Source organism: Kitasatospora sp. NPDC087315, assembly GCF_044744345.1.
Classification (GTDB): domain Bacteria; phylum Actinomycetota; class Actinomycetes; order Streptomycetales; family Streptomycetaceae; genus Kitasatospora.
In genome coordinates, this window is the sequence record NZ_JBIUYD010000001.1 from 416617 (window position 1) to 443086 (window position 26470).

The following is a 26470-nucleotide window of genomic DNA, read 5'->3' on the forward strand; positions in this document are numbered from 1 at the left end:
CACGAGGGTACGTTCGCCGCGCCCGGTCGGCAGGATCCGGCGGCCCCTCCCCGCCCGTGGCCGGTCACGCAGCGTGTCGTCGACGGCGCGTGACAGCCGAAAGCGGGGGCGGGGCCGAATGGGCCCCGCCCCCGCTTCCGCCGGTGCTCAGCGCACCCGGGTGGAGAACAGCCGCGCCGACCAGTACACGGCGGCCACCGTCATCACGGCCACCACCAGCAGCCCCTGCCAGACCGCGCTGTCCCCGAGGTGGCCCGAGAACAGCGCCCGCATGCCCTCCACGGCCCAGTAGAAGGGGTTCCACCGGGCCGTCTGCTGCAGCCAGTCCGGCGCCAGGGTGAGCGGCAGCAGCACCCCGGAGAGCAGCGCGATCGGCTGCGCGATGGTGTTCACCACGGGGGCCATCGCCGCGTCGCTCGGCACCATCAGGGCGATGCCGTAGGAGACGGCCGAGGTCATCAGCGCCAGCAGCCCCAGCAGCAGATAGGCGAGCAGCAGGTTCACCGGCCCCACCCGCAGGCCGAACGGCAGGGCGATCACGGTGATGATGACCGCCTGCACCAGCAGCGCCACCATCTCCCGCAGCGCCCGCCCGAGCAGCAGCGCCAGCCGGCTGACCGGGGTCACCCGGGACCGCTCGATGATCCCGGCCTTCAGCTCGCCCAGCAGGCTGAAGCCGGTGAACAGGCCGCCGAAGATGCAGAGCACCGCCAACAGGCCCGGTACGTACACCTGGTAGGCGTCGGCGTAGGAGGACGCGCCGTCCGGCGCCAGCACCTTCTTGAGCAGCGGTGCGAACAGCAGCAGGTAGAAGACCGGCTGGATGATTCCGACGGCGATCCAGACCGGGGTGCGGATCATCAGCAGCAACTGCCGCTGGAAGACCAGCCAGGTGTCGCGGGCGAGCTTCATCGGTGTCCCCAGAAGGTGGAGTCGGAGCGTGGAGGCGGAGAGGGGCTGGAAAAAGGGGGAGAGAGACAGGGCCGGAGCCGCGGCGGGTCAGGCCTGCTTCAGCGAACGGCCCGTCCGCGCCAGGAACACGTCGTCCAGGCTGGGCCGTTGGAGCTGCACGGTGCCGGGCGTCACGCCCGCGCCGTCCAGGACACGCAGCAGCTGCGGGATGGCCGCCGCGCCGTCGTCCAGGTAGAGCCGCAGCCCGTCCTCGCCCTGCAGCTCCAGCCGGTGCAGGTACGGCTGCGCGCGCAGGGCCCGGGCCGCCCGCTCGGCGGTGGAGCCGTCCTCCTCGGAGCCCGCCCCGCCGGGCTCCAGCCCGACCAGCACGACGTCCCCGGAGATCTCCCGCTTGAGCGACTCCGGGGTGCCCTCGGCCACCACCTCGCCGTGGTCGACGATCGCCACCCGGTCGCAGAGCGCGTCCGCCTCGTCCAGGTAGTGCGTGGTCACCACGACCGTCATGCCCTCGGTGCGCAGCCGGCGGATCTCCTCCCAGAGCCGGCCGCGGCTGACCGGGTCCAGGCCCACGGTCGGCTCGTCGAGGAAGAGCACCTGGGGCGCGTGGATCACCCCGAGCGCGATGTCCACCCGGCGGCGCTGGCCGCCCGAGTAGGTGACGCACGGCCGGTCGCCGAACTCCTCCAGGTCGAAGGCCTTCAGCGCGGCCTCGGCGGCGTGCTGGGCCGGTGCCTTGGCGGCGCCGTACATCCTCGCCTGGAGGACGAGTTCCTCGCGGGCGCTGACCGTGTCGGTGGTGCCGCCGCCCTGGGCGACGTAGCCGATCCGGCGGCGGACCTCGGCCGGGTCGGTGAGCAGGTCGGCCCCGGCGATCCGGGCCTGCCCGCCGTCCGGGCGGATCAGGGTGGCGAGCATCCGCATGGTGGTGGTCTTCCCGGCCCCGTTGGGGCCGAGGAAACCGAAGATCTCGCCTGCGGCGACGGACAGGTCGATGCCGCGGACGGCGTCGACGGTGGTGTTCTCACCGCGCTTGCGGGAGGTGTTCTTGCGATAGGACTTGCGCAGTCCCTTGGTCTCGATCAACCAGAACTCCCGTGCTGGGATGGGCTGCCGGGGCACCTGAGAAAACGGTGCTGCGCGCCCACCCTAGAGTCTCCGACGGTCGGGAAACAATGGCCTAGACCAATGGATGTGCATGTTCTTCGGCCGTCGGCGCCGCGCCGGGCACCGCGGCCGCCCCGCCGGTGACCAGCGCCTCCAGCCGGTCCGCCGCCGTCACCGCCCCGCCGCCCGCGCGCAGCGCGGCACCCACCCGGACGGCGGACTCCCGGTGGGCGGCCGAGTCCAGGACGGTCCGCAGCCGGTGCGCCAGCAGTTCCGGTGCGACCCGGGCGAACGGTACCCGCAGCCCGGCGCCGGCCGCCGCGACCTGCGCCGCGACGAACGGCTGGTCGTGCCGGATCGGTGCCGTGACCAGCGGAATCCCGTGTGCCAGGGCCTCGCCGACGGTGTTCATCCCGCCGTGGCAGAGCACCGCGTCCAGCGCCCCGCGGGCCATCAGCTCCAGCACCGGTGCCCGGTCCACCGCCACCGCGTGGGGCGGCAGTTCGGGCAGCAGCTCGCGCGGTGCGGCGATCACCGGCTGCACGTCGTCCCCGCACAGCTCCAGCGCCCGGACCGCCCGCGCGTGGAAGTCCGCGCCGATGTCCCCGGCCAGCGTGCCCATGGTCACCAGGACCCGCCGCCGCCCCGGCAGCAGCCGCTCCCAGGGGAAGTCCGGGTCGGCCGGCCGTTCGGCCAGCACCGGCCCGACCAGCGCGTAGTGGTCCGGGAACGGCTCCGGGCCGGTGAGCGCGGAGCCGGTCAGCGCCAGCACCAGGGCGGGGGAGAAACGGGGATCGGTGTACTCCTCCCCGGGCAGTCCGGCCCGCTGCCAGAGCCCGCCCAGCAGGCCGGTCATCCACGCCTCGACCTGCGGCAGCGTCCGGAACGGCCGGCCGAGCTCCATCGCGCCGGGCGCCAGGCTCGCCCACGGCAGCCCGTGCCGGTGGGCGACCAGCGCACCGGCCGGGGTGTGCTGGTCGACCAGCAGCGCGTCCGGCCGGTACTCCCGGACGACGGCGTCCAGGGGCTTCGCGGTGAACCGCGCGTACGGGACGATGAAGCCCTCCCAGAGCGACCGCAGGGCGGCGAGCCCGTGTCCGCCCTGCGCCCGGAACGCCCGGGTGCCCGTCCCCAGGACCGTCGCCCCGGGCCCGAGCAGCGGCCGCAGCACGGACTCCGTCCCCGTCCAGGCCACCTCGTGCCCGCGCGCGGTCAGCTCGCGGGCGAGGCCCACCGTCGGGTTGATGTGCCCGGTCAGCGGCGGCACCACCAGCAGGAAGCGGCTCATCGGCGCACCTGCGCCGCGATCAGCCGCTGCACGTCGGCGACGGTCAGGGCCTCCAGGCCGGCCAGGTCGAGCCCGGCGCGCAGCCGGTCGAGATCGGCCGCCGGGCCGTAGCGCTCACGCAGCTTCGCGGCCAGGGCCGCCAGTTCGACCTCGTCCAGCGTCAGGTCGCCGTCCAGCCGGGCCTGCGGGGTCACCAACGATGCCCATTCGGGCGGCGCCTCGGCGGCCTCCAGCAGCAGCGCGATCAGCTCCGGGCTCACCGGGGCGGGGGAATCGGGGGGTTCACGATCGGTCATCGGGGGGCTCCACCTGCTCGACGGCACGGGGCGTGTGAGTCTCAGAACGGCCCGAGATCACTTGTGCGACCCGTCGGGCGTCGGAATACTAGCCCGCGTGACAGCACTGGAGGCAGTGGCCGTTCACCTCCCCCACCTCACCGTGCCCATCGAGGCGGTGGGCGAGCGGATCGGCCTGACCCCACGTCAACTTCGACTCTTTCGCCGCTTCCACGGCCTGGACCAGTTACGGCTGGACCCGGACGGGACGCTGCCCGACCTGCTCGGCGCCGCCGTCGAGGCCCTACCGCAGCTGCGCGGACGCGAACGGCATGTCCGGTTCGTGATCCACGCGCGCAGCATGCCGGTGGCGGTGCCCTACCCGCTCAACCCGCTGCACCAGCTCCTCGGCCGCTACGGCCTGTCCCACGCCAACGCCTTCACGGTGACCCACCACGCCTGCGCGGTGGGCCTGCTGGCGGTGGACCTGGCAGGCAGGCTGCTGGCCGGCGACCCGGATCCGGAGGCGCTGGCGCTGGTGCTGGCGGGGGAGAAGACCTTCACCAAGGACGCCCAGGTGGTACCCGAGACCGGGATCTTCGCCGAGGGCGCGGCCGCCTGCCTGGTCCGCGCCACCGGCGAGCGCAACCGGGTGCTCTCCTACGCCGTCCGCCACCGGCCGGAGTTCGACGGCCGGCTGGCCGAGGACCCGGACCTGCTCGCGCGCTACCAGCGGGAGTACCCGGCGGTGATGATCGAGGCGATGGAGGCCGCCCTCGACCAGGCAGGTCTGGACCTCTCGGACCTCGCGGCGGTGCTTCCGCACAACGTCAACCAGGCCTCCTGGCGGATGATCTGCCGCCGGATCGGCTACCCGGTCGACCGGGTGGTGCTGGACAACGTGCCGAAGGTCGGGCACAGTTTCGCTGCGGACAGCCTCATCAATCTCCACACCGCCACCACGCGGGGGCTGCTCCAGCGCGGCGACCGCTACCTGATCGCCGCCGCCGGTGTCGGAGCCACCTTCTCCGCCATGGCCGTCGAACACTGACGTACCGTCAGCCTGGCGGGCCCGGGCGACGTATCGGCGCGGCGGGGACGACCACCTCGGCCGGCCGCCCCCCATTCACATTCCACGTACGACGGGACGGGACACCCATGTCAGAACCCGCGGTCCAGACCACCGATACCGAACTGCGCGACCGGATCCTGCGGAGCATCGGCGAGCTGCTGCCCCGCGTCCTCAAGCGCGACCTCCCCGAGATCCCGGAGAACGCCTGCCTCTTCGACGACCTCGGCCTCACCTCGGCCGGCACCATCGAACTCATCCTGGAGGTCGAGGAGTCGCTGGACATCCAGGTGGACGTCGAGCAGATCGACGAGGACGACCTGCGCTCGGTGACGAAACTGGCCGACTACGTCGCCGGGCACGTCATCCCCGAGGACTGACCGGGTGGCCGCCGAGACCGGCCGGGGCCTGCGGATCAGCAAGGTCCTGGCGAGGTACGTCGACGGCCGGTCGGAGACCTCGCTCGACCCGGACCTGCGGGTCTTCGTCTCCGACCTGGTCCGCCCGTACGGCCTGCCGCTGCGGGAGGACCTGCTGGGCGAGGGCGTCGGGCACTCCTACGCGGAGATGGCCGAGGGCCTGCTCGGCGAGGCCCTGGCCGACAGCGGACCGGTGGACCTGCTGATCCTGGCGTTCGACACCCCGGACGTCCGCCCCGGCGCCCCCGCCTCGCTCGCCATGAGCCGGTCCTGTCCCGGCTCGCCGCTGGCCTTCGCCGTCTGCGACCAGGGCTCGGCCGCCGCCTTCACCGCGCTGCGGATCGCCGCCGACTACCAGCGCACCGGGGTCTGCCGCCGTGCGGTGGTGGTCGTCGTCGAGCAGGCGGCGCTGCACTACCGGCCGGCCGAGCCGGTGGAACTGCCCGAGCGGCACTGTGTCGTGGTCCTGGTCTGCGAGGAGGCGGACGGGGATGGACTGACGGTACGTCAGGCATCGGAGCCGGAGCCGGCGTCGGAGGCCTTGGAGAAGGCCGTCCGGGCGCAGGCCGAGACCCTGGGCGCGGGCCTCGCGCTCGTTCTGGGCCCGGGCCTGGCGGTGGGCGACGACTCCGGGGAGGCGGTGACGGCCTCCGCCGCCCAGCCGTTCACCGGGGTCTGGGCGGAGCTGGCCGGGCGGCTGCCCGGCTGGCAGGCCGAACAGCGGCCGGTGCTGGTCGCCGGCCACGACCGCAGGCTCGGCGTGCTGAGCACCCTGGCCCTGCGGCCCGGCCCGTGACGGCCGAGCCGGCCGCCGACCCTGCCGATTCCGCTGATTGCGCCGACCCTCCGGGCCCGACCTGCCCGACCGTTCCTGTGAGTTGGCCCGACCTGTCCGAACTGGCCGACCTGCCCGAACTGACCCGACCGATCGACCCGGCGGGGCGGCCCCGGCCGTCCGACGGGGCAGTTCCGACCGGCCCGTCCGGGCGGCCCGAACTGCCCGGCCGGTCCGTTCCGGCCGACCCGGCCCGCCCGTCCGTCCGGCCCGAACTGCCCGACCGGGCAGGCCCGATCGCCCGGGCGGACCCGACCGGCCCGGCCGACCTGATCGACCTCTGGGTCATCCCGACAGACCAGCCCGAGCCCGTGCTCCAGCGGCTTCGGCACCTGCTCGACCCCCGTGAACGCGCCCGCGCCGCCGGCCCCGACCGGCTGCTCGGCCGCCGCTTCACCGCCGTCCACGGCGCCGTCCGGCTGCTGGTCGCCGAGCGCCTCGGTATTCACCCCGCCGAGGTCGTCTGGCGTCACGGTCCGCACGGCAAGCCCGAACCGGTCACCGACGACGGCCGGTTGCGGATCAGCTACTCCGCCTCCGGCACCCTCGCCGTGCTGGCGCTGGCCGAGCACCGGGAGGTCGGTGCCGACGTCGAGGAGATCCGCGACGCCCGGGTGGCCTCCCGGATCGCGAACCGCTACTTCCCGGGCGCCGAAGCGCGATTCCTGGCCGATGCGCCCTCGCCCGCCGCCCGGGCCGAGCGCTTCACCCGGCTCTGGTGCCGCCGCGAGGCCTGCGTCAAGGCGTACGGCGGGCGGCTGGTCCAGGGCTTCGGCCTGCCGCTGGCCGGACCGGCCCCGCTGCGCCTGGCCGAGGTGGGCGCCCTGGGCGAGGGCCCGTGCCAGGTCCACGACACCCCCGTCCCCGGACCGTTCCGGGCCGCCGTCGCGGTCGTCGGCGAGCGGCCGGTCCAGGTCCGAAGCCGAGCCTGGAATCTGACGACAGTCCTTTCCCGGCAAGAAAGCTGACGATCCGTCAGTTATCCCAGATTTCTGGTCTGGACCACTTCTCGGGGCCGCTGATAGCGTCCCGATCCGCATCCCGCCGAGACCCCGGCCAGCCGAAGGGCGCGTATCACGTGACAGAGACCAGCCGACGGATCACGGTCCGGTACGGTGGCGCGAGCAGCGGCTCAGGGCCGCTCACCCTCGGCCAGGACAACATGATCCGCTGCATCCGGCGCGACAACCCCGAGCAGATCAACAAGGAGTCCGTCTGGCCGGTGCCCGACGACACCACCCTGCCCGCCGCGCTCGACGCCCTGCGCGCTCTCGTCGAACGCCATGAATCGCTGCGCACCGCCTTCCCGCCCGGCCCCGGCCCGGGCGCCTTCCCCGACCGTCAGGAGGTGTGCCCGGAGGGCGAGTTCACCGTCACGACGGTGGAAGCGGGCGACCTCCAGGCCGTCGAACTGGACCGCCTGGCCGATGAGTTGGGGCGTATCGGGGTCGCTGTCGGGTTCGACCTGACGGTCGCGCCGCGGCTGCGCTTCACCCTCCTCACCGAGGCCGACCGGGTGCTGCGGCTGATCGTGGTGGTCTGCCACGCCGGTGCGGACGGAGCGGCCACCGCGCTGCTCATCCAGGACTGGCTCGCCCTCGCCGCGGGCAAGGAGCTCCCGCCCGCCACCGCGCGGACCCCGCTGCAGGTGGCCGCCCTCGAACAGAGCGACCAGGGCCGCCGCAAGGCCGCGGCGTCCCTGCGGCACTGGGAGAAACTCCTCGCCACCGGCCCGCAGGCCGTCTTCGCCGACTCCCGGATCACCGGCCCTCCGGACGGCGTCGCCGCGGTGGTCCTGCGCTCCCGCGCGGCCGCCGAGGATCTGGCCGCGGCCTCCCGGCGGACCGGGGCGAGCCCGTCCGTCGTCCTGCTCGCCGCCTTCGCCGCCCTGGTCGCCCGGTGCGCGGACCAGCCGGCCCTGGTGATCTCGGCGCTGTCCGCCAACCGTCAGCGGGCCGTGCTGGCCGACCATGTCGGCACGCTCGCCCAGGACGCCCTGCTCACCCTGGACGCCGACGCCGCCGACCTCGACGAGCTGATCGGCCGCGCCAAGTCCGCCTCCCTCGCCGGTTACTGGAACAGCACCATGGACGCCGCCAAGGTCTGGCAGACCATCGAGGACGTCGCCCATCTGCGGGGCTCCCGCTTCGCCCGGCAGGTCGTCGTCAACGACCTCAGCCTCACCATCCCGGAGTCCATGTCGGACGCCCGCCCGGCGCCCGTGGCCGACCCCGAGCTCACCTGGCTGCCCGACCAGCCGATCCCGGTCCGGATCATGTTCAACATCCTGCGGATCTCCGGGAGCCTGGAGTTCGCCCTGGTCACCTGCCCACAGGTGCTCGACCGGGCGGAGACCGCGGAGTTCGCGCACGGTCTGCTCGCCGTCCTCAAGGCCGCCGCGGCCGGTCCGCTGCCGCTGGCCGGCCTGCCTTCCCTGCCCGCCCTGCGGCCGACCGTCCGAAGCGGCGACTGGCACCGGATCGACGGCTCCTGGATCGACCTGGACGCCGTTCGCGCCCTGCTCGCCCATGCCCTCGGCGGTACCGCGGCCGCACGGGTCGAACTCACCGACGGCCGCCTGGTCGCCCGGCTGCTCACCGCGGACGGCACGCTCACCCCGCTGACCGCCCACCGCGCCGTGGTCGCCGCCCTGCCCGGGCGGGACACCGCGATGGCCCCCCATCACTACGTCGTCCACCGTGCCGGGCCGGGTGCTCCACCGCCCTGGGACGCCCTGCCGGTGGCCGCCGAAGGGGGCGGTCGCGCCCCGGAGGTCGCCGCCCGGCTCGTCCGGCTCACCTGAAAGGGTGCGCTCGGCGCGGCGGCAGCTTCACCCGGACGTGTCACCGCGTCACTCGTTCGGCCCCTTGTTCTGCGTGTCGCCCCATGGGCCGTCCCAGGAGCAGGCGGAGGTCGTGCCCGAGGTGAGCCCCCACGGGCTGGGCACCTCACCCGGCTCCTCCGCGTCGTCCTGGAGCGGCAGCCGGTCGATCACCGCGACCAGCGCGGGCGGCAGTCGCGGCGCCAGGCCGCGATGGCAGCGGGAGAGGACGTCGCGCCGCACGTCGTCCGGCAGCAGCGGTCGGCCCACCCGCAACGGGCCTGTCCCGCCCGGGCGTTCGGCGGCGGTGAGCTGGTCCGACCAGGCCCGCCAGTAGTCCGCGTCGTCGGTCTCGCCCAGCTTGAGGTGGTGCAGGTGCAGACAGTACGCCGCCGTGCCGCTCCCGGAGCCGGCGGCGAACCGCCACCAGAACTCCGCGCCCTCCGCGCGGCCCGTGGCGTACAGCAGGGCGCCGAACACCTCCGCGCCCTCGGGCTGGATCCGCCGCGCGTCGACCAGGAGGTCCAGGCCCCGGGAGGCGTCCGGCGCGCTCAGCACCAGGGCGACCACCAGGCCCAGTTCGAAGGCGGCCTGCTCGTGCTCGGACGGCAGGTGCGCGGGGGCGGCCGTCAGCCTGGCCCGGCGCAGCGCCGCGATCCGTGCGGCGTGCGCCCGTTCGGCCCGGGGGACCAGCAGCGGCGCGCCCGGTTCGGTGAGCGCCTCGGGCCGGGGCCGGGGGTTCACTGACCGCCCTCCCGGTCGGGCAGTTCGCGGACCCCGAGCCGTCTGGCGAGCCGGTCCCTGGCGTGCCGGAGATTGGAGTGGACGGTCGCCACCGGCCGGCCCAGGTAGGCGCCGATCACCTTGACGTGCAGGCCGAGCAGATAGCGCAGCACGATCACATCCCGTTGCCGGTCCGGGAGTTCGAGGATCGCCGCGTAGAGCCGGACCTCGTCCGCCTCGCTGTGCAGCAGGCCGTTCGCCACGTCCTTGAAGGCGCCGATCACGGCGGCGAAGGTGACGGCCTCCACCTCGACCGGCTCCTCGCCGGCCACCCAGTCGGCGACGTGCCGGTTGGCCAGCCGCCAGGCGTACGCGGCCGGCTCCTCGAACCGCAGCACATGCGGCCAGCAGCGCGCGAGGTCCTCCTTCACCGCCTCGACGACCAGCGCCATGTCCGCGCGGTTGCCTATCCGGGTCAGGGCGAGTGCCCGCCAGGCCGGTTCATGGGTCTCGCAGAACGCCGAATAGGCCAGCTCCAGGCGGATGTTGGCGGGCTCCTCGGCGGTCTGTCCGCCTTCGCCCCGGCCCCCGTCGCGGTAGTCGCGCTCGCCGTAGCCGCCATAGCCGCCGGGCCCGCTGTACTCACCGGGCCCGCCGTGCTCACCGTACCCACCGTCGCCGTACGCCCCGGCCGGGCTTGCCACCGTCGGCCCGCCCCGGTGCCCGCGCGGGCGGACACCCCTGTCGATCGTCATCGAGCCTGCTTTCCGCGGCCGTGGTCTGCATGCCGGGCCGCCTGAGGGTGGGGGCTGTCTGGTGCCCACCGACATTCCATCAGCTCTGTTACTCCAGGCTGCAATTCGAACACAGATTGTCATCTTCTCTGATCTGATGATCGTTCGTTGCCTCGAACCCGGCTGTGACAGGGGGTGATTGGTCCCCGGGTGCGATGGGCACCTATCGAAAGGTCCTGCCACCAGGTCCTGTCATCGGGTCCTGCGCACAGAGCCCGGCCGCCGTGGGCCCGGCCGTCGTGGGCCCGGCCGACGCCCCGGGCCGGGGCCGTCACCCCGGGGGGAGCGCAATGAGCCACTACGACGGGGCCGACCTGCGGCTGAACGTGCCGCACTCGGCCCGGATGTACGACTACTACCTGGGCGGCCTCACCAACTTCGCGGCCGACCGCGAGGCCGCCGGCCAGGCGCTCGCCGTCGCACCCTGGCTGCGCGCCGCCGCCCGCGCCAACCGGGCCTTCGTGCACCGCTCGACCCGGGCCCTCGCCCGGGCCGGCATCGACCAGTTCCTCGACATCGGCACCGGCATCCCCACCTCGCCCAACCTGCACGAGGTCGCCCAGCGGATCCACCCGCAGGCCCGGGTCGTCTACGCCGACAACGACCCGATCGTGCTCTCGCACGCCCAGGCCCTGCTCACCGGCACCCCCGAGGGCCGCACCGCCTACGTCGCGGCCGATGTCACCGACCCCGCCGCGCTGCTCGCCTCACCCCGGCTACGCGAGACCATCGACCTCACCCGCCCGGTCGGGCTCTCCCTCAACGCCCTGCTCCACTTCGTCCCCGACGCGCTCGGCGCCTACGAGATCGTCGAGCACCTCAAGGACTCCCTGGTCCCGGGCAGCGCCCTGGTGATGTCCCACGTCACCCCGGAGTTCGCCCCCGAGGAGGTCGCCCGGCTGGTCCGCGTCTACGAGGCCGGCGGCACCGCCGCGCAGGCCCGTACCCGGTCCGAGTTCACCCGCTTCTTCGACGGCTGGGCCTTCGTCGCCCCCGGCCTCGTCCCCACCCCCCGCTGGCGCCCCGACCACCCCGGCGACGGCGCCGGCCCGGTCGGCGACGCCGAGGCCGCCTCCTACGCCGCCGTCGCCCTGAAGCCGTAGGGCCCCCCGGTCCCACCCGACCGCCGGTGCGGTCCGCCGGGCGCGGGGACAGACTGGGGGTGGATCCTGCCGCCGAGGCTGGGAGAGCCATGCTGCTCGGACTCACCACCGCCGTGGTCGCCACCGTCTGCTTCGGCTTCGGGTCGGTCTTCCAGGCCCGCGGCGCCCGGACGGCCCCCCGGGCGGACCGGGTGCGGGCCGGGCTGCTGGCCGCGCTCGCCCGGTCCTGGCAGTTCCTGCTGGGCACGGCACTGGACATCGCCGGCTTCGCCCTGAGCATCGTCGCCCTGCGCAGCCTGCCGCTCTTCCTGGTCCAGGCCCTCACCAACGCGAGCCTGGCGGTGACCGCGCTCGCCGCCGTCCGGCTGCTCGGCGCCCGCCTGCGGCGCGGGGACGTCTGCGGGATCGCGGCCGTGGTCGTCGGCCTCACCCTGCTGGCACTCGGCTCGGGCCGGGAGGGCCGCGAGCACGCCGGGCCCGTCTTCCACTGGGCGCTGCTGGCCGCCACGGTGGTGATGGTGCTGCTCACCCTGGTCCTGGTCCGGCGTGACGGGAACGCCGCCGCGGCCGGCCTCGGCCTGCTCGCGGGGGCCGGCTTCGGCGTGACCAGCCTGGCCGTCCGCGTCCTGGACCCCACCGGCCCGGTCGGTTTCCTGACCGACCCGGCGACGTACGCGCTCGCCGCCGGAGGCCTCGGCGGGTACCTGGCGTACGCGCTGGCGCTGCAGCGCGGCACGGTGACGGCGGCGACCGCCGCCGGAACGGTCACCGAGACCTTCGGTCCGGCGCTGGTCGGGGTCGTCGTGCTGGGCGACGCGGCCCGGCCCGGCTACGCCTGGTGCGCGCTCACCGGCTTCGCGGTGGCCGTCGGCGGCACCTTCCTGCTCTCCCGCTTCGGCGAACCGGAGAGCGAGGCCGCCGCCGGCGCCCGGGCCGCCGCCGAGCAGGAGACGGAGGCGGCGGTCCCGCCCCGGTAGCCCGGGCGGCGCCGCCGTGCGAAGGTGGCTTGCCGGACAAAACGGACGGCGAGGCACGGACAGAGCGGCAGGTGACCATGGCGGACGAGGTCCACCGACGACCCCACCGGGCCCGCCGGCCCGGCCCCGCCGCCGCCGATCGCCCGGTCGTTCTGGTCACCGGCGCCTCCTCCGGCATCGGCGCCGTCACCGCGACCCGCCTGGCGGCCGCCGGCTGGCAGCTGCTGCTCTCCGGCACCGACCGCGCCCGCCTCGACGCCGTCGCCGCCCGCACCGGAGGCCACGCCCTGCCCCAGGACCTCGGCAAACCGGACGGTCCGCTGCGCCTGGCCGAAGCCGCCCTCGCCACCGCCGGGCGGGTGGACGTGCTGATCGCCAGTGCCGGCCTCGGCTGGCGCGGACCGTTCGCCACCATGCCCTCCGACGCCCTCGACCGGATGATCGAGGTCAACTTCGCCGCCCCGCTCCGGCTGGTCCGGCTGCTGCTGCCCGGCATGCTGGAACGGCGCCGCGGGCGGATCGTCCTGCTCGGCTCGATCGCCGGCCAGGTCGGGGTCCGTGACGAGGCCGTCTACGCGGCCACCAAGGGCGGGCTGGCGATGTTCGCCGAGAGCCTCCGGTACGAACTGCGCGGCACCGGCGTCGGTGTACGGCTCGTCCTGCCCGGACCGGTGGACACCCCGTTCTTCGCCCGGCGCGGCACCCCCTACCAGCGGGAACGGCCGCGCCCGGTCTCGGCCGACCGGGTCGCCGACGCCGTCCTCGCGACCATCGCCACCGACCGCGACCGCCTCTTCGTCCCGCACTGGCTCGGCCTCCCCGCGCGCCTCCACGGCGTCGCGCCGGGGGCGTTCCGGCGCCTGGCGGCCCGGTTCGGCTGAGGCGGGGGAGGCGCAGACCGATGGACCGGGCCCGCGCCGCCCGCCGGGCCGCGGCAGTGGCCGCGGGCCTCCAGCTCCTGCACCTCGCGCCGGCGGCCGTCCGGCTGCCGCCCGTGCGCCGCACGGCGGCCCGGCACCTGGCCGGCTACGGTTCGGCGCCCGGTCATGTGGCGCTGACCTTCGACGACGGACCCGACCCGCGCAGCACCCCGTACGTCCTGGACACCCTGGACGCACTCGGCGTGCGCGCCACCTTCTTCCTGCTCGGCGCGATGCTGGAGCGCGCCCCCGGCCTCGGCCGCGAACTGGTCACCCGCGGCCACGAGGTCGCCGTCCACGGCTGGTACCACCGCCGGCCGTGGTACCCCGCGCCCGCCCGTGACCTGTGGGAACTGCGCCGCACCGCCGAGGCGGTCACCGACCTCTGCGGCGCCCGTCCGCGCTGGTACCGGCCGCCCTACGGCGTCCTCACGGCCGGCCCGGCCCTCGCCGCCCACCGCCTCGGACTGCGCACCGTCCTCTGGACCGCCTGGGGCCGGGACTGGACCGACGACGCCACCGCGGCCTCCGTCTACGCCACCGCCCGCCCCGGCCTCACCGACGGCGCCACCCTCCTGCTGCACGACTCCGACTGCACCTCCGCCCCCGACTCCTGGCGCGCCACCCTCGCCGCCCTCCCCCTGATCGCCACCCACTGCCGCACCCACACCCTCACCCTCGGCCCCCTCCGCGACCACGGCCTGCCCTCCGGCCGCGACAGCCGCCTGTGGACGCCGGCCCTGCACACCACCTGACCGAGCCCGACCTGCGGCCGTCGGCAACTTACGCTGTGATCGATGCAATGCGAGGTCGGCGTCCTGTGGGCGGACACCTCCAAGATCGATCGATGCGGGCCTCGTCCGGGTTGATCCACCAGAGCGCTCTTCCGTCGTGCTCCAGGACGAAACCTGTGCTCAGCGGTACAACTCTGAGGCATGGGGCCGATATCAGGTGCCCCCGTTTCACAGGAGGCCGGAAGTGGCTGTGGATGAGCTTTGGCAGAAGCTGCGGGAGCTGGGCCCAGAGAAAAGTTATCGAAGTCGAGACCTGATGCTGAGTCAGGGAGAGGCGGGCACCAGTGTGCTGTTGCTTACCCGGGGTGCGGTATGGGTTGCTCTGCGAACTGTTGATGGTACGAGCAGGTTCCTCGGATTTCGGGGACCGCTCACGCTTTTAGGGGAGATGTCGGCCTTCAGCGGTCGGGCGCGAAATGCTGACGTTATGGCAGTGGGGCCGTGCAGGGCGGTCGTTCTTCCCACTGACCGTTTCCTCTGGTTCGTCAAGCAGCAGCGCGACTTGGTTCTCGATCTGTTGTGGCGGGAGCAGGAGAGGCGACATGAGTCGGAACTCAAGTGTAGTGAGCTCAAGGCTCTGCCGCTGGAGGTCAGGCTGGCCAGGTCACTGCTCCGGCTTGCTGAGTTCACGGCGTCTCTCCGGGTGGCGGGGCTGACACGAGAAGAGCTGGCCCAGTCGGTCGGCGTGACCAGGGGTGCTTTGCGACCGGCTCTGGCCGAGCTGCGGGAGTCGGGAGTCCTGGCCACGCGGCGCCAGCTCATCGAGATCAAGAAGGTTGAGGTATTGCGGAGTCTCGCGTGCGTATGCGGAGGGGGTGCGGCGCTGAGATGTGACTCGCATCACAATATTTGATGATATGCGCAGTGCTGCGCATAGGGCTCTCCGGTGAACGAGAAAGCTCTGATCGGGTCGTATTACCGGCGGCCCGGTCGATTCAGCGCTTCCTTCGGAGAGCCCCATGTCTGAACTGCAATTTCCGCCCGTACCCTGGACCACAAGCCGCTCGCTGCCCGAATATCAGGGTCTGCTGGCAGTCGATGCAAAGAGTTTCACCAGTTTGCCTGCCCTGTTGCATGCTCCGACGAGCTGCCTTATCCCCGCGTTGGTGGACGAGGCGCTGGAGCGTGCTGGACTGGGGGATCTGAAGGAAGTTAAAGCCTTCCCTGCGAATACTGGTGACGGTGTCGTCTTCGGCTTCCCTCCATCGTATCTCCCCTTCATCGTGTGGCCGTTTCTGAACGTGCTGGACGATGAACTCGGGAGATACAATGCGAGGTGTGCTGCGCCGCGGATCAGGCTTCGCGCGAGCGTTCACGTCGGCCCGCTGCCGGACTCCGGTGCCGCCGGGGACGGCAACGGAACCGCGCGGAACGATGTGCACCGCCTGTTGGACTCCCACCCGGTCAGACAACTCCTCGCGGACACGAGCGAGAGTGCTACCCACCTGGCGGCGATCATCTCCGATCGGGTCTACGAGGACGTTGTCCTCGGCGGATACTCGGGGCTGCATCCCGACCGCTGCGCCGAGGTGGTTGCCGGGGTCGCGGGAAAGTCCTTCAGCCAGCGTGCCTGGGTCTATGTTCCCTCGCCATCCGGAAATCTTCTCAATGTCGCGGCCGATACAGAGGAGATGGACAGGCCGAACGGCGTGCGCGGCCGGGATGCGGACGCATGCGCGCCGGCTGGCGGCCTGATGCGCGGGGGCGCTTCACAGCGCGTCGGAAACGGCGTCGCGCTCATCGGCAATGTCACTGGAGGCCTTCACTTCGATCCGCAGCCGGGTAAGGGGCAGCGGGGGTCTGTCGGTGAGTGAGCGGGCAGTGGTGGGGGAGCCGCAGCACCCTTACCGGGAAAGCCGTCAGCAGGTCGGCGAAGGCGTGGCCGTGGTGGGTGTTGTTGCGGGTGGTTTTCACTATTACGCCGCACCGGGCGGATCGCAGTCGTCTTCGAGGAGGCGAGGCGCCGACCCCGAGTCCCCGACGGCCTGTTTCGTATTCCGTGGTTGCCTGATCCGCCTTGCGCAAGCCTGCGACCGGGCTGCCGGCGCACTTTCCGACGAGAACCTCGGACGAGGAGTGGACCCGTGGCGTTGTTGAGATTCAACCGAGTGCGCGATGTCATCGATGAGTGGATGGAGGTGCCGGCGTTCGCGAGCGGGATGAGCCTGGTGGTTCATACTGGCTGCGGTCCGGTGAGGCTCTCACCGTCTGAAGCGCGTGAGGCTCTCTATCGGACGCAACCGAGCGTGAGCCTGCGCCGTTCGATCTGGAGGCAGGCGATCCTCTCGGCCCGGCAGGAGGGCGCTGAGCAGGGCGCGACGCACGGCATGCCATGGCGGCTGTTGGTCGTGTGGCTGGTGCTACCGGGCCTGTCCCGTACGATCCGCCACGTCTGCGAGCGGTTTCGGGCCTCGCGCGTCGATGTCGAGGCCGAGGCGATGCTGGCTGTCCTGGAAGCGCTGGAGACCGTAGATCCGGAACGGCCGACCGCCGGTCATGATCTGATCAAGTTCGCCAGGAATCGCGCCTGGAGCTATGCGAGCCGTGTGTCGCGGGAGGTGCCCGCGGCCGATGTCAGGGCTGTCGCGGCGGCGCCGTTCGCCCACCGGAGCGTTGACGAGGAGGTTGCTGCCGTCCAGGGGTGGGAACTGCACATCGCGCCTCCTAATCGCCCGGAGGGGCTCTGCGCCCCACTTCGTTTCACCGTGTCGCCGAGGCGTGTGGAGGGTGAGCGCCTTGGGTCGCTGGCCGAGCGTCTGGGGCTGCGGGACGTTGTATTTCGCGCCCGACGACCGGGTGAGGGGTCTTTGATCGGAACTCTGTCGTTGCACCGGGCCGGAGCAGGACGGTGACCGGGCGGCCCGTCTCCTTCGCGGAGGCTTTCGAACTGCCGCTGACCGTCGACCTCCGGACTGCCGCACGCGCCCTTGGGGTCTGCCCCGCAACCGCCTACAAGCTGATTCGGCTGGGGCTTTTCCCCTGTTCGGTTTTCCGGCTGGGACACCGCTATCGGATCCCGACCGCTCTCCTGCTCCGTTCCCTCGGAATCGAGGAACGCCCTGTCTACGCCGTGGACTTGGAGGCAGGGGCCGACTACGCAGCCCAGTGGCACCACGTACCTCCTGGAATGGAAGACTTCTCATGACCGTTATGACAGCGGTTGCTGCGGCAGAGCCGCCTCAGGATCCGCACACCGCCCGGACCTGCTTTGTCATCGGCCCGATCGGGAACAAGCTCGCGCAGGCGGGGAGCCCCGCGCTGAGGGCGTACGAGGATTCCCTTGAGACCTTCGAAAAAGTGGTCCTGCCCGCCTGCTCCAAGTTCGGTATCGATCCGCTACGGGCGGATCGGATTGCCCACGCCGGAGAGATCACCGAGCAGATCTGTCGGCATGTGCTCCAGGACGACCTCGTCATCGCCGACGTGAGCGAGGGGAACGCGAACGTCATGTACGAACTGGGGCTTCGGCATGCAACGGGCAAGCCCACGATCCACATCGGAGAGCATGGTCAGCTGCCGTTCGATATCGCGCTGATCAGGACCATCCAGTTCACGCGCTCGCCAAGCGGGCTCGTCGACGCCCGGAAAGACCTGGAGAACGCACTCGAAGGGGGAATCCGCAGCGGATTCGATCTGCTGACTCCGGCCAGGATCCATCGAGCACTACAGGCCGTGGACACCGAGACTGCGATCGAGGGCGAGCTGTCGGGTGAGGACGATGGCACACCGGGGATCCTGGACCACCTCCTCGCACTGGAGGACGAACTGGGTTTACTGACGGCTGATATGGAAAGCATGAGTGCCCTGATCGAAAGCATCGGCACCGCCGCGGACCTGTCCAGTGCGGAGATGGAGCGTACCTCCCGGTCGGGTGCCCCGATGAGCGCCCGGATGGCCGTGGTGACTGCGTACGCCGGTTCGATCAGTACTCCGGCGCAGGAGTTGGAGCGGACTGCCACTCGCTTCGCGAAGCGGATGACCACGATCGACGGGGGAGTGAGGGCGGCGTTGCACCTTGTTGAGGCCACCCCGATCGAGCAGCGCGATCAAGACGCGAGGGACTTCCTCGCCCAGGTGATCGGGATGGCCGAGGCCACTCGAGAGGGAATGGACGGGCTCGGTCTCTTCGGGGCGGCGGGGGAAAGTCTGGGCGGGATGAGTCGGCAACTGCGTGGCCCGGGCCGCTGCATCTCCACTGCGGTCAAACGGATGACTAAATCCATGGCTTACATCGACGAGTGGGAGCGGCTCGCCCGTGCCCTCCAGTAGTCCCTGTGTTCCCGGTCCGGTCCGGCACCGCTGTCGCAAGCGGTGCCGGACCGGGCGTCCCCCGCTACTCCGCCGCCAGGCCCACCCGTCCCAGGGCCGCCGCGAAGCCCGTCCGCCAGGCCTCGGGGGAGGCGCCGGGTGACGGGGCCGGGGCGGGGCGGGCCAGGGCGGCGAGGGCGCTCCGGACGACCTCGGCGGGGCGGGCGGAGGTGACGTCGGCGTGGCCCAGCTCCAGTTCGTGCTGCAGGTTGTCGCGGCCGTGGCCCTGGACGACGTCCAGCAGCAGCAGGCGCCGACCCAGTGCGCGGGCCTCGCTGCAGGTGTCGCCGGAGCTGGTCACCACCAGGTCGGCGGCGGCCATCAGGGCGGGGATCCGGTCGGTGTACCCGAACGGGTGCAGACGGGGGCGGCCGTCGGCGGCCCGGCGCAGCCGGCGCTCCAGCTCCCGGTTGCGTCCGGCCACGGCCAGCACGTGCGGCCCGGCGTCGGCGAGAGCGGCCGCCGTGCGGGCGAGCGGGCCGAGGCCCCAGGAGCCGGACATCAGCAGCACGCACCGGGCGTCCGCCGGCACGCCCAGCCCGGCCCGCGCCGCCGCCCGCCCGGGCGGGCGGTAGAACGGCGCGCGCAGCGGTGCCGGCAGTACGGCGATCGCCGCGTCCGGCCGGTAGCGCCGCACCGCGCACGCGGCGACCTCGGAGGTGACCAGGAACAGGTCGGTGCCGTCCTGCACCCAGAGCCGGTGCGGCGTCACGTCCGTGCAGAGCACCAGATGCCGGAACCCCCGCCCCGGCAACCGGTTCACCGCCGAGCTCGCGGTCGCGAACACCGACACCACCAGCTCCGGGCGCTGCCGCGCGACCAGCTCCCGCAGGGCCGGCACCAGCCGGGCCCGCGCCGCCGCGTCGGCCAGCAGCGCGAGCCGCGCGCCCGGCCGCAGCGCCGAGAAGTGGAGGGCGTCGTACACCCCTGGCAGGTCGAGCAGCCGCCGGAAGACCGCCTCCCCGGCCGCGCCCGCGCGCTGCCCGAGCAGCGCCATCGCGTCGACCGTGGACGTCGTCCAGCCCCGGGCCCGCAGCGAGTCCGCGCACGCCTGGGCCATCACGTCGTGCCCCTGGCCGAGCGAACCGGAGACCAGCAGGGCGTGTGGCACGGCGGAGCCCCGGCTCAGGACGGGTCGGGCCCGGCGCCGGTGGCGTCCCGGTACCAGTCCGCGTACCGCCGCACCCCGTCGGCGAAGTTGGTCCGCGGTGACCAGCCGAGCAGCCGCTTCGCCTGGGCGGACGAGATGCGGCGCCCGGCGTAGTCGGCGGCGCGCGCCTCGATGTGCGAGATGGTGACCGGTCCGAGCAACCGGTCGACGGTGTCGGCGATGTCCCGGACGGAGACCGCGGCCGAGCCCTCCAGCGCGAAGGTCTGGTCCTCGGCGGCGGGGGAGAGGGCGCGGACGTGGGCGTCCGCGAGGTCCTCCACGTAGACGAAGTTGCGGCTCTGCCGGCCGTCGCCCGCGATGGTGATCGGCCGCCCGGCCAGGGCCGCCTGCACGAACCGGGCCACCACCAGCTCGTCGCGCATCCGCGGGCCGTACGGGATGCCGTAGCGCAGGATGGTGAAGTGCCGCCCGTACAGCTCCCGGTAGCTGTGCACCAGCATCTCGGCGGCGAGCTTGGTGGCGACGTACAGGTGCCCGCTGCGCTCCAGCTCGACCGGGACGTGCTCGTCCACCTCCTGCTCCTCGCCCTCCGGCCCCTCCCCGGCGAGCGCGGCGCCGTACACCCAGACGGTGCTGGCCAGTACGGTCCGGCTGAGGCCGCTGCGCCGGGCCGCCTCCAGGACGGTCGCGGTGCCGTCGATGTTGGTCCGCACGGCCCGGACCGGGTCGGCGGAGACCTGTTCGACGTCGGCCATCGCGGCGAGGTGGAAGACCACCTCGCTGCCGTCGAGGGCGGTGGTCAGGGCGGGCAGGTCGAGGACGTCGATACGGGAGTGCTCGGCGTCGGGGTTGAGGTACTTGTCGGTGGCGTCCACCGCGAGCACCTCGTGCCCGGCCGACAGCAGCCGGTCCACGACGTGTGAGCCGATGAATCCGCATCCCCCGGTGACGGCTACGCGCACGTTCTCTCTCCTAGTCCGGTCTCTTCGGTCGGTGCGGGCGGCCGGTCCCGGGCCTGCCGGGGACCGGCCGCCCGGGGGTCATCCCGCGAACCGGCGGTGGACGGCCGAGACCGCCTCGATCACCTGGTCGGTCTCGTCCGCGGTCATGTCGGAGTGCACCGGCAGGCAGATCTGCCGCGCGCAGAGGTCCTCCGCCACCGGTAGCGGCGCCGTCCGGTAGGGCGCGAACACGGGCTGCAGGTGCAGCGGCAGGTCGTACACCTCGCCGGAGAGCCGGACGCCGTACTCCTCGGCCACCGTCCGCTTGAACGCGGCGCGTTCGACGCCGTGCGGCAGCAGCGCCACGTACTTGTAGTAGTTGCCGCGGCAGCCGGCCGGTTCGGCCACCGTCCGCAGACCGTCCAGCCCGGCGAGCGCCGCGTCGTACCGCTGGGCCACCGCGCGCCTGGTCTCCACGAACTCCTTGAGCCGGCGCAGGTGCACCGCGCCGGCGGCCGCGTTCAGCTCGCTCATCCGCCAGGACGCGCCGAAGCGGACGTGGTGGTTGGTGGTGAACGAGCCCTTGCCCTGGTCGCGGTAGATCCGCGCCTCGTCGCGCAGCTCGGCCGACTCGGTGAGGATCATGCCGCCCTCGCCGCTGGTGACGACCTTGGTCGGGTAGAAGGAGAAGGCGCCGGCCAGGCCGAACGACCCGGCGGGCCGACCCTGGTAGCTGCTGCCGTGGGCGTGGGCCGCGTCCTCGACCAGCGGGATGCCCCGGCGGTCGCAGACCGCGCGCAGGGCGTCCGCCTCGGGTGTGATCAGCCCGCCGATGTGCACCAGCACCACGGCGGCGGTGTCCGGGGTGAGGGCCGCCTCCAGGGTTTCGGGGCTGAGCGCGAAGGTCGCCGGGTCCACGTCCGCGAGGACGGGCCGGCCGCCCGCGTGGACGACGGCGCCCGCGGTCGCGTAGAAGGTGACGGCCGGGACGACGACGTCGCGGTCCCGGACGCCGACGGTGCGCAGCACCACCTCCAGGGCCGCCGTGCCGCTGGCCACGGCGACCGCGTGCGAGGCGCCGTGTTCGGCGGCGAACGCCTGCTCGAAACGCTCGGTCCACGGGCCGAGCGTCAGCGCGCCGGTGGCGAGGATCTCCGTCACCGCGTCCGCGACGGCCGTACGGTCGCTCTCGTCGAACACGATGCGAGCGGCTGGAACCCCCATTGGGCCACCTCCGGCAGCGGGATGAGCACATCATCGAAAAGGGTCGGATCTGGACGGACCGGACAAAAGGGTCAGGCCAGGCACATCACGCTACTTCGCCCGGCCGCCCACGGCCCGTCGTCACCGCCCGCCCGGGTGACGCGACCGGGGGCGCGGCGCCGTAGGGGGAGGCCCGCCGTACTCCGTTCGGGACCGCTTCCTACTGCATGCGCAGTACGGAAAGTGTCTGCGGAGCGAGGACGACCCGACGGCCCCGGCCGACCGAGGATGGCCATGCTGCGGGCGACCCGGGCCGCGAGGCCACCGGGGGCGCCCCGGCGCGCACTGTGATCGTCCTTCGAAGGAGTCTGCTCTTCCGTGGCCACATTCCTGTACCGCCTGGGCCGATGGGCCTTTCTCCGGCGCCGCCTGGTGACCCTGCTCTGGGTCGCGCTGCTGGCGACCGCCGGTGTCCTGGCCGCCAAGGCGCCGGCCGCCCCCGACGACGGCTTCGCCATGCCGGGCACGGAGGCGCAGAAGGCCTTCGACCTCATGGAGGAGCGCTTCCCCGGCGCCAAGGCCGACGGGGCCTCGGCCCGACTGGTCTTCGTCGCACCGTCCGGGCAGAAGATCACCGCCACCGCGAACCAGCAGGCGGTCGAGCGGACCGTCGCCGAGCTCGCCCACGGTGAGCAGGTCACCGGCGCGGTCAGCCCGTTCCAGGCCGGCGCCGTCTCCGAGGACGGCTCCACCGCCTACGCGACCGTGGGCTACGACGCCAAGCCCGGCGCCCTGTCGACGGCCGCCACGGACGCCCTCGAACAGGCCGCGCAGCACGGCCGCGACGCCGGCCTCACGGTCGAGATCGGCGGCAGCGCGCTGCTGCCCAAGTCGGAGATGGGCGGCAGCAGCGAGGCCATCGGCATGGCGCTGTCCGCCCTCGTCCTGCTGATCACCTTCGGCTCGCTCGCCGCCGCCGGACTGCCGCTGCTGACGGCGGTGGTCGGGGTCGGCCTCGGCATCGCCGCGATCACCGCGCTCGGCAGCACGCTCGGCCTCTCCAGCACCACCAGCACCCTGGCGATGATGCTCGGCCTCGCGGTCGGCATCGACTACGCCGTCTTCATCGTGTCCCGCTACCGCGCCGAACTCGCCGAGGGCCACGAGCCCCGGGAGGCCGCCGCGCGGGCCGCCGGCACGGCCGGCTCCGCCGTGGTCTTCGCCGGGCTCACCGTCGTGATCGCGCTGGCCGGGCTCTCCGTGGTGGGCATCCCGGTGCTCGCCAAGATGGGCATGGCCGCCGCCGGGACGGTCGTGATCGCGGTGCTGGTCGCCCTGACCCTGGTGCCGGCCCTGCTCGGCTTCCTCGGCCGCCGCGTCCTGCCCCGCCGGATACGGAACGGCGGCACGGTCCGGCAACGGGCCAACGGTGGCGCCCGGTGGGCCCGCTTCGTGCTGCGCCGCCCGGTGGCCGTACTGGTGGGCGGCGTGCTGGGCCTCGGCATTCTCGCCGCGCCCGCCCTCGACCTGCGGCTGGGGCTGCCGGGCGACGAGTCCAAGCCGACCTCCACCACCCAGCGGCGCGCCTACGACCTGCTCTCCGACGGTTTCGGCCCCGGCTTCAACGGCCCGCTGAGCGTCCTGGTGGACGTCAAGGGGGTGGCCGATCCCAAGGCCGCCGCCGACCGGGTCGCCAAGACCGTCTCCGGTCTGCCGGGCGTCGTCTCGGTCACGCCCGCGATGTTCAACCGGACCGGTGACACCGCGGTGCTCACCGCCGTGCCGTCCACCGGGCCGGCCGCCGCCGAGACCAAGGACCTGGTCCACGCCATCCGCGGCAAGGCGGCCGACCTGAAGACCGCCACCGGCGCCACCGTTCTGGTGAGCGGTGCCACCGCGATGAACATCGACGTCTCCCAGAAGCTCACCGACGCGCTGGTGCCCTACCTCGTCGTCGTCGTCGGCCTGGCGGTCGTCCTGCTGCTGGTGGTCTTCCGCTCCGTCCTCGTCCCGCTCAAGGCGGCGCTCGGCTTCCTGCTGTCGGTGGCCGCCGCGCTCGGCGCGGTCGTCGCGGTCTTCCAGTGGGGCTGGCTGGCCGGGCTGATCGGAGTCGACCAGACCGGTCCGGTGATGAGCATGATGCCGATCTTCATGGTGGGCGTGGTGTTCGGCCTGGCCATGGACTACGAGGTCTTCCTGGTCACCCGGATCCGCGAGGCCTACGTCCACGGCGAGGAACCCGGCGAGGCCGTGGTCACCGGCTTCCGGCACAACGCCCGGGTCGTCACCGCCGCCGCGTTCATCATGATCAGCGTCTTCGCCGGCTTCATCGGGATGAACGAGCCGATGATCAAGATGATGGGTCTCGGCCTCGCCGCCGCCGTCGCCTTCGACGCCTTCGTGGTCCGGATGGCGATCGTGCCGGCCGCCCTGGCACTGCTCGGGCGCAGGGCCTGGTGGCTGCCGCGTAGCCTGGACCGGATCCTGCCCGACATCGATGTCGAGGGCGCCCGGCTCCAGACCCCGGCGCCCCGGCCGGAACCGGTTCGGCACTCCGTCGGCGTCTAGATCGTTCCCCTTCCGTCCGGGGGCCGTCGACCACCGCGCCGACGGCCCCCGGCCTGCCGGTCACCGCCCCGCGGCGGCGGCCGGCGACCGTACTGGCAGAACCCCGGCCAAGGGTGCCGCCAGGGCATCCCTGGATTCGGAGAGCACGAGAATGACCGACCTCTGGCAGCGCGTGCGGCGCCGCCACCCCCGCCTGCTGGACACCCTGGCCGTGATCGTCCTGACCGCGCTGACCTGCGTGAGCACCATGGTCGACCGCGCCGGCCACTACGGCCCGCCCGACCCGGTGGCCGTCGTCCTCGCGGCCGTGTCCAGCCTCACCCTGCTCGCCCACCGCCGCTACCCCCGCGCGGTGACCGCCGTCACCCTCGGCTTCGGCATCCTGCTCACACTGACCGGCCTCCGGCTCACCCCCGCCCTGGTCGGCCCCGTGGTGCTGGCCCTCTACTTCCTGGCCGTGCGCACCGACCGGTCCACCGCGCGCAACGCCACGGTGATCGCCGCCGTGCTGCTCAGCACCACCGCCCTGGCCGTCCAGTCCGGTGCGCCGCTGAGCGACAAACTCGGCGTCATCAGCTGGGTCCTGCTGCCCGGCGCCATCGGTGACGCGATCCGGACCCGCCGCGCCCACCTGGCCGCGATCGAGGAACGCGCCGAGCGCGCCGAGCGCACCCGCGAGGAGGAGGCCCAGCGACGGGTCGCCGACGAGCGGATCCGGATCGCCCGCGACCTGCACGACGTGGTCGCCCACCACATCGCCCTGGCCAACGCCCAGGCCGGCATCGCCGTCCACCTGATGGACACCCACCCCGCCCAGGCCCGCGAGGTGCTCAGCCACCTCACCGAGGCCACCGGTTCGGCGCTCCAGGAGCTCAAGGCCACCGTCGGCCTGCTGCGCCGCGCCGACGACCCGCAGGCGCCGCTGGAGCCGGCCCCCGGGCTCGGCGAGCTCCCGCGCCTGATCAACTCGTTCGAGCGCGCCGGGCTCGCGGTCCGGCTCGCCGTCGAGGGCGAGCCGCGTCCGCTGTCCCCCGGGGTCGACCTGACGGCCTACCGGATCGTCCAGGAGTCCCTGACCAACGTCGCCAAGCACGCGCACGGTGCCACCGCCGACGTGACCCTCGCGTACTCCGGCAGCCGGGTCGCCCTCACCGTCGCCAACGGCGCGTCCACCGTCCGGCGACCGGGGGCGCCCCGCCCGCCGGGCCCCCGGCCCGCCGCCCCGCGATCCGCGACCCCCTGGCCCGCGATCCCCGGCCCGGCGGCCGACGCGACCGGCTACGGCCTGATCGGCATGCGCGAGCGGGCCTCCGCCGTCGGCGGGCGGCTCCACGCCGACCGCCGCCCGGACGGCGGCTTCCGGGTCTCCGCCGAACTGCCCCTGCGCACCGCCGCCGCCCGAGAGGACAAGGACCAGTCATGACCATTCGCGTACTGCTCGCCGACGACCAGGCACTGCTGCGCGGCGCGTTCCGGGTGCTGATCGACGCGGCCGAGGACATGGAGGTGGTCGGGGAGGCCGCCGACGGCCGCGAGGCGGTCGAACTCGCCCGGGCCACCCGGCCCGACGTCGTCCTGATGGACATCCGGATGCCCGGCGTCGACGGCCTGACGGCGACCGCCGCCATCTGCGGCGACGAGGAGCTCACCGGGACGAGGGTGCTCATCCTCACCACCTTCGAGATCGACGAGTACGTCGCCCAGGCCCTGCGGGCGGGCGCCGGCGGCTTCCTCGGCAAGGGCGCCGACCCGAAGGAACTGCTCGCGGCGCTGCGCACGGTGGCGGCGGGCGAGGCCCTGCTGTCGCCCGCCGCCACCCGGGCCGTGATCGACCAGTTCCTGGCCCAGCCCGACCCCGCCCCCACCGGCACACCCGAGCGGCTGTCCGTCCTCACCGCCCGCGAGCGCGAGGTGATGGCCATGGCCGCCACCGGCCTGACCAACGAGGAGATCGCCGAGCGGATGTACGTCAGCCCCTTCACCGTCCGCACCCACGTCCACCGCGCCATGGCCAAGCTCGACGCCCGCGACCGGGCCCAACTCGTCGCCATCGCCTACCAGTCGGGCCTGGTCCGCGGTGGGCGGCCGACGCCCTGACCCGGGCCGCCGGCCCCGCTGCCGGGGTCTGCCGTGCCACCCGCTCGGCGGACAGACGGAACGTGTGCGAACGGGTAGCGTGCGGCGGGGCGGACCGACCGGCCCCGCCCGTGCTCTTCTCGTCCCTGGATGGGGGACCGCATGCCCGGAACACCGCGAACCGCACCGCGCGGCGCAGCAGGAGGACCGGTCCGGTGGCTTCTGGCGG

The 26470-nt window shown here is 73.2% G+C and carries 26 protein-coding genes; 17 read left to right on the top strand and 9 right to left on the bottom strand.

The genetic code is table 11. The features are described from left to right. Positions 1–147 precede the first annotated feature (147 nt). From ACIO5D_RS01875 to ACIO5D_RS01890, 4 genes are all read right to left on the bottom strand, one after another. Positions 148–912, bottom strand: coding sequence for an ABC transporter permease (locus tag ACIO5D_RS01875; protein WP_363610167.1), 765 nt, complete (start codon positions 910–912; stop codon positions 148–150). 87 nt (positions 913–999) lie between these two features. Beyond that, positions 1000–1995 (bottom strand): ATP-binding cassette domain-containing protein, encoded by a 996-nt coding sequence (locus tag ACIO5D_RS01880; protein ID WP_400654876.1) that lies wholly within the window; start codon positions 1993–1995, stop codon positions 1000–1002. Between the two features lie 94 nt (positions 1996–2089). Beyond that, the gene (locus ACIO5D_RS01885) at positions 2090–3304 is read right to left on the bottom strand and encodes a glycosyltransferase (RefSeq protein WP_363610163.1); all 1215 of its coding nucleotides are present in this window, start codon (positions 3302–3304) and stop codon (positions 2090–2092) included. Further along, complete coding sequence (locus ACIO5D_RS01890) at positions 3301–3600, bottom strand: hypothetical protein (protein WP_363610161.1); 300 nt, start codon at positions 3598–3600, stop codon at positions 3301–3303. Before ACIO5D_RS01890 ends, ACIO5D_RS01885 begins: the two co-directional genes overlap by 4 nt. Before the next feature lie 97 nt (positions 3601–3697). Between ACIO5D_RS01890 and ACIO5D_RS01895 the strand changes: the two genes are divergently transcribed. The 5 genes from ACIO5D_RS01895 (at position 3698) to ACIO5D_RS01915 (ending at position 8705) form a co-directional block, all read left to right on the top strand. After that, on the top strand, positions 3698–4630 hold the full coding sequence (locus ACIO5D_RS01895) for a 3-oxoacyl-[acyl-carrier-protein] synthase III C-terminal domain-containing protein (RefSeq protein WP_363610159.1): 933 nt from the start codon (positions 3698–3700) through the stop codon (positions 4628–4630). A gap of 107 nt (positions 4631–4737) precedes the next feature. Further along, on the top strand, positions 4738–5028 hold the full coding sequence (locus ACIO5D_RS01900) for an acyl carrier protein (RefSeq protein ID WP_400654882.1): 291 nt from the start codon (positions 4738–4740) through the stop codon (positions 5026–5028). A gap of 4 nt (positions 5029–5032) precedes the next feature. Beyond that, on the top strand, positions 5033–5863 hold the full coding sequence (locus ACIO5D_RS01905; protein ID WP_400654885.1) for a hypothetical protein: 831 nt from the start codon (positions 5033–5035) through the stop codon (positions 5861–5863). A 77-nt stretch (positions 5864–5940) separates the two neighbouring features. Beyond that, positions 5941–6870: a 4'-phosphopantetheinyl transferase family protein gene (locus ACIO5D_RS01910; protein ID WP_400793603.1), complete on the top strand. Its 930-nt coding sequence runs from the start codon at positions 5941–5943 to the stop codon at positions 6868–6870. A gap of 110 nt (positions 6871–6980) precedes the next feature. Further along, positions 6981–8705 (top strand): condensation domain-containing protein, encoded by a 1725-nt coding sequence (locus ACIO5D_RS01915; protein ID WP_400793605.1) that lies wholly within the window; start codon positions 6981–6983, stop codon positions 8703–8705. A gap of 48 nt (positions 8706–8753) precedes the next feature. Here ACIO5D_RS01915 and ACIO5D_RS01920 read toward each other — a convergent pair whose 3' ends face one another. Both ACIO5D_RS01920 and ACIO5D_RS01925 read right to left on the bottom strand, forming a co-directional pair. Further along, positions 8754–9467 carry a hypothetical protein gene (locus tag ACIO5D_RS01920; RefSeq protein ID WP_400793607.1) on the bottom strand — a complete coding sequence of 238 codons (714 nt, stop codon included), beginning with the start codon at positions 9465–9467 and terminating at the stop codon, positions 8754–8756. Then, entirely contained in the window at positions 9464–10201 is a 738-nt protein-coding gene (locus ACIO5D_RS01925; protein WP_400654896.1) for an RNA polymerase sigma factor, read from the bottom strand. The genes ACIO5D_RS01920 and ACIO5D_RS01925 overlap by 4 nt, the downstream gene beginning before the upstream one ends. 329 nt (positions 10202–10530) lie before the next feature. On the opposite strand from ACIO5D_RS01925, the gene ACIO5D_RS01930 reads away from it, so the two are divergent. The 9 genes from ACIO5D_RS01930 (at position 10531) to ACIO5D_RS01970 (ending at position 18303) form a co-directional block, all read left to right on the top strand. Further along, positions 10531–11343 (top strand): SAM-dependent methyltransferase, encoded by an 813-nt coding sequence (locus ACIO5D_RS01930; RefSeq protein ID WP_400654898.1) that lies wholly within the window; start codon positions 10531–10533, stop codon positions 11341–11343. Between the two features lie 89 nt (positions 11344–11432). Beyond that, positions 11433–12320 carry a DMT family transporter gene (locus tag ACIO5D_RS01935; RefSeq protein ID WP_400654900.1) on the top strand — a complete coding sequence of 296 codons (888 nt, stop codon included), beginning with the start codon at positions 11433–11435 and terminating at the stop codon, positions 12318–12320. 77 nt (positions 12321–12397) lie between these two features. Continuing rightward, on the top strand, positions 12398–13201 hold the full coding sequence (locus ACIO5D_RS01940) for an SDR family NAD(P)-dependent oxidoreductase (RefSeq protein WP_363610268.1): 804 nt from the start codon (positions 12398–12400) through the stop codon (positions 13199–13201). 20 nt (positions 13202–13221) lie between these two features. Then, positions 13222–13995 (top strand): polysaccharide deacetylase family protein, encoded by a 774-nt coding sequence (locus tag ACIO5D_RS01945; RefSeq protein WP_400793608.1) that lies wholly within the window; start codon positions 13222–13224, stop codon positions 13993–13995. Positions 13996–14218: 223 nt separating this feature from the next. Further along, complete coding sequence (locus tag ACIO5D_RS01950; RefSeq protein WP_400793610.1) at positions 14219–14887, top strand: Crp/Fnr family transcriptional regulator; 669 nt, start codon at positions 14219–14221, stop codon at positions 14885–14887. Positions 14888–14993: 106 nt separating this feature from the next. After that, the gene (locus ACIO5D_RS01955; RefSeq protein WP_400793612.1) at positions 14994–15848 is read left to right on the top strand and encodes a hypothetical protein; all 855 of its coding nucleotides are present in this window, start codon (positions 14994–14996) and stop codon (positions 15846–15848) included. Positions 15849–16142: 294 nt separating this feature from the next. Continuing rightward, a complete protein-coding gene (locus tag ACIO5D_RS01960) occupies positions 16143–16886 on the top strand; it encodes a hypothetical protein (RefSeq protein ID WP_400793614.1) in 744 nt (247 codons plus the stop codon). Next, the gene (locus ACIO5D_RS01965) at positions 16883–17179 is read left to right on the top strand and encodes a helix-turn-helix domain-containing protein (protein ID WP_400793615.1); all 297 of its coding nucleotides are present in this window, start codon (positions 16883–16885) and stop codon (positions 17177–17179) included. The genes ACIO5D_RS01960 and ACIO5D_RS01965 overlap by 4 nt, the downstream gene beginning before the upstream one ends. 5 nt (positions 17180–17184) lie before the next feature. Then, entirely contained in the window at positions 17185–18303 is a 1119-nt protein-coding gene (locus ACIO5D_RS01970; protein ID WP_400793616.1) for a hypothetical protein, read from the top strand. 64 nt (positions 18304–18367) lie between these two features. Here ACIO5D_RS01970 and ACIO5D_RS01975 read toward each other — a convergent pair whose 3' ends face one another. From ACIO5D_RS01975 to ACIO5D_RS01985, 3 genes are all read right to left on the bottom strand, one after another. Beyond that, positions 18368–19453, bottom strand: coding sequence for a hypothetical protein (locus ACIO5D_RS01975; protein WP_400654908.1), 1086 nt, complete (start codon positions 19451–19453; stop codon positions 18368–18370). Between the two features lie 14 nt (positions 19454–19467). Next, positions 19468–20415 (bottom strand): NAD-dependent epimerase/dehydratase family protein, encoded by a 948-nt coding sequence (locus ACIO5D_RS01980; protein WP_363610127.1) that lies wholly within the window; start codon positions 20413–20415, stop codon positions 19468–19470. A 78-nt stretch (positions 20416–20493) separates the two neighbouring features. Then, entirely contained in the window at positions 20494–21618 is a 1125-nt protein-coding gene (locus ACIO5D_RS01985) for a DegT/DnrJ/EryC1/StrS aminotransferase family protein (RefSeq protein ID WP_363610125.1), read from the bottom strand. 357 nt (positions 21619–21975) lie between these two features. On the opposite strand from ACIO5D_RS01985, the gene ACIO5D_RS01990 reads away from it, so the two are divergent. From ACIO5D_RS01990 to ACIO5D_RS02000, 3 genes are all read left to right on the top strand, one after another. Continuing rightward, a complete protein-coding gene (locus ACIO5D_RS01990) occupies positions 21976–24165 on the top strand; it encodes an MMPL family transporter (protein WP_400654912.1) in 2190 nt (729 codons plus the stop codon). 151 nt (positions 24166–24316) lie between these two features. Next, the gene (locus ACIO5D_RS01995) at positions 24317–25588 is read left to right on the top strand and encodes a histidine kinase (protein WP_363610121.1); all 1272 of its coding nucleotides are present in this window, start codon (positions 24317–24319) and stop codon (positions 25586–25588) included. After that, positions 25585–26262, top strand: coding sequence for a response regulator transcription factor (locus ACIO5D_RS02000; protein ID WP_363610119.1), 678 nt, complete (start codon positions 25585–25587; stop codon positions 26260–26262). The genes ACIO5D_RS01995 and ACIO5D_RS02000 overlap by 4 nt, the downstream gene beginning before the upstream one ends. The last annotated feature ends 208 nt before the right edge of the window (positions 26263–26470 follow it).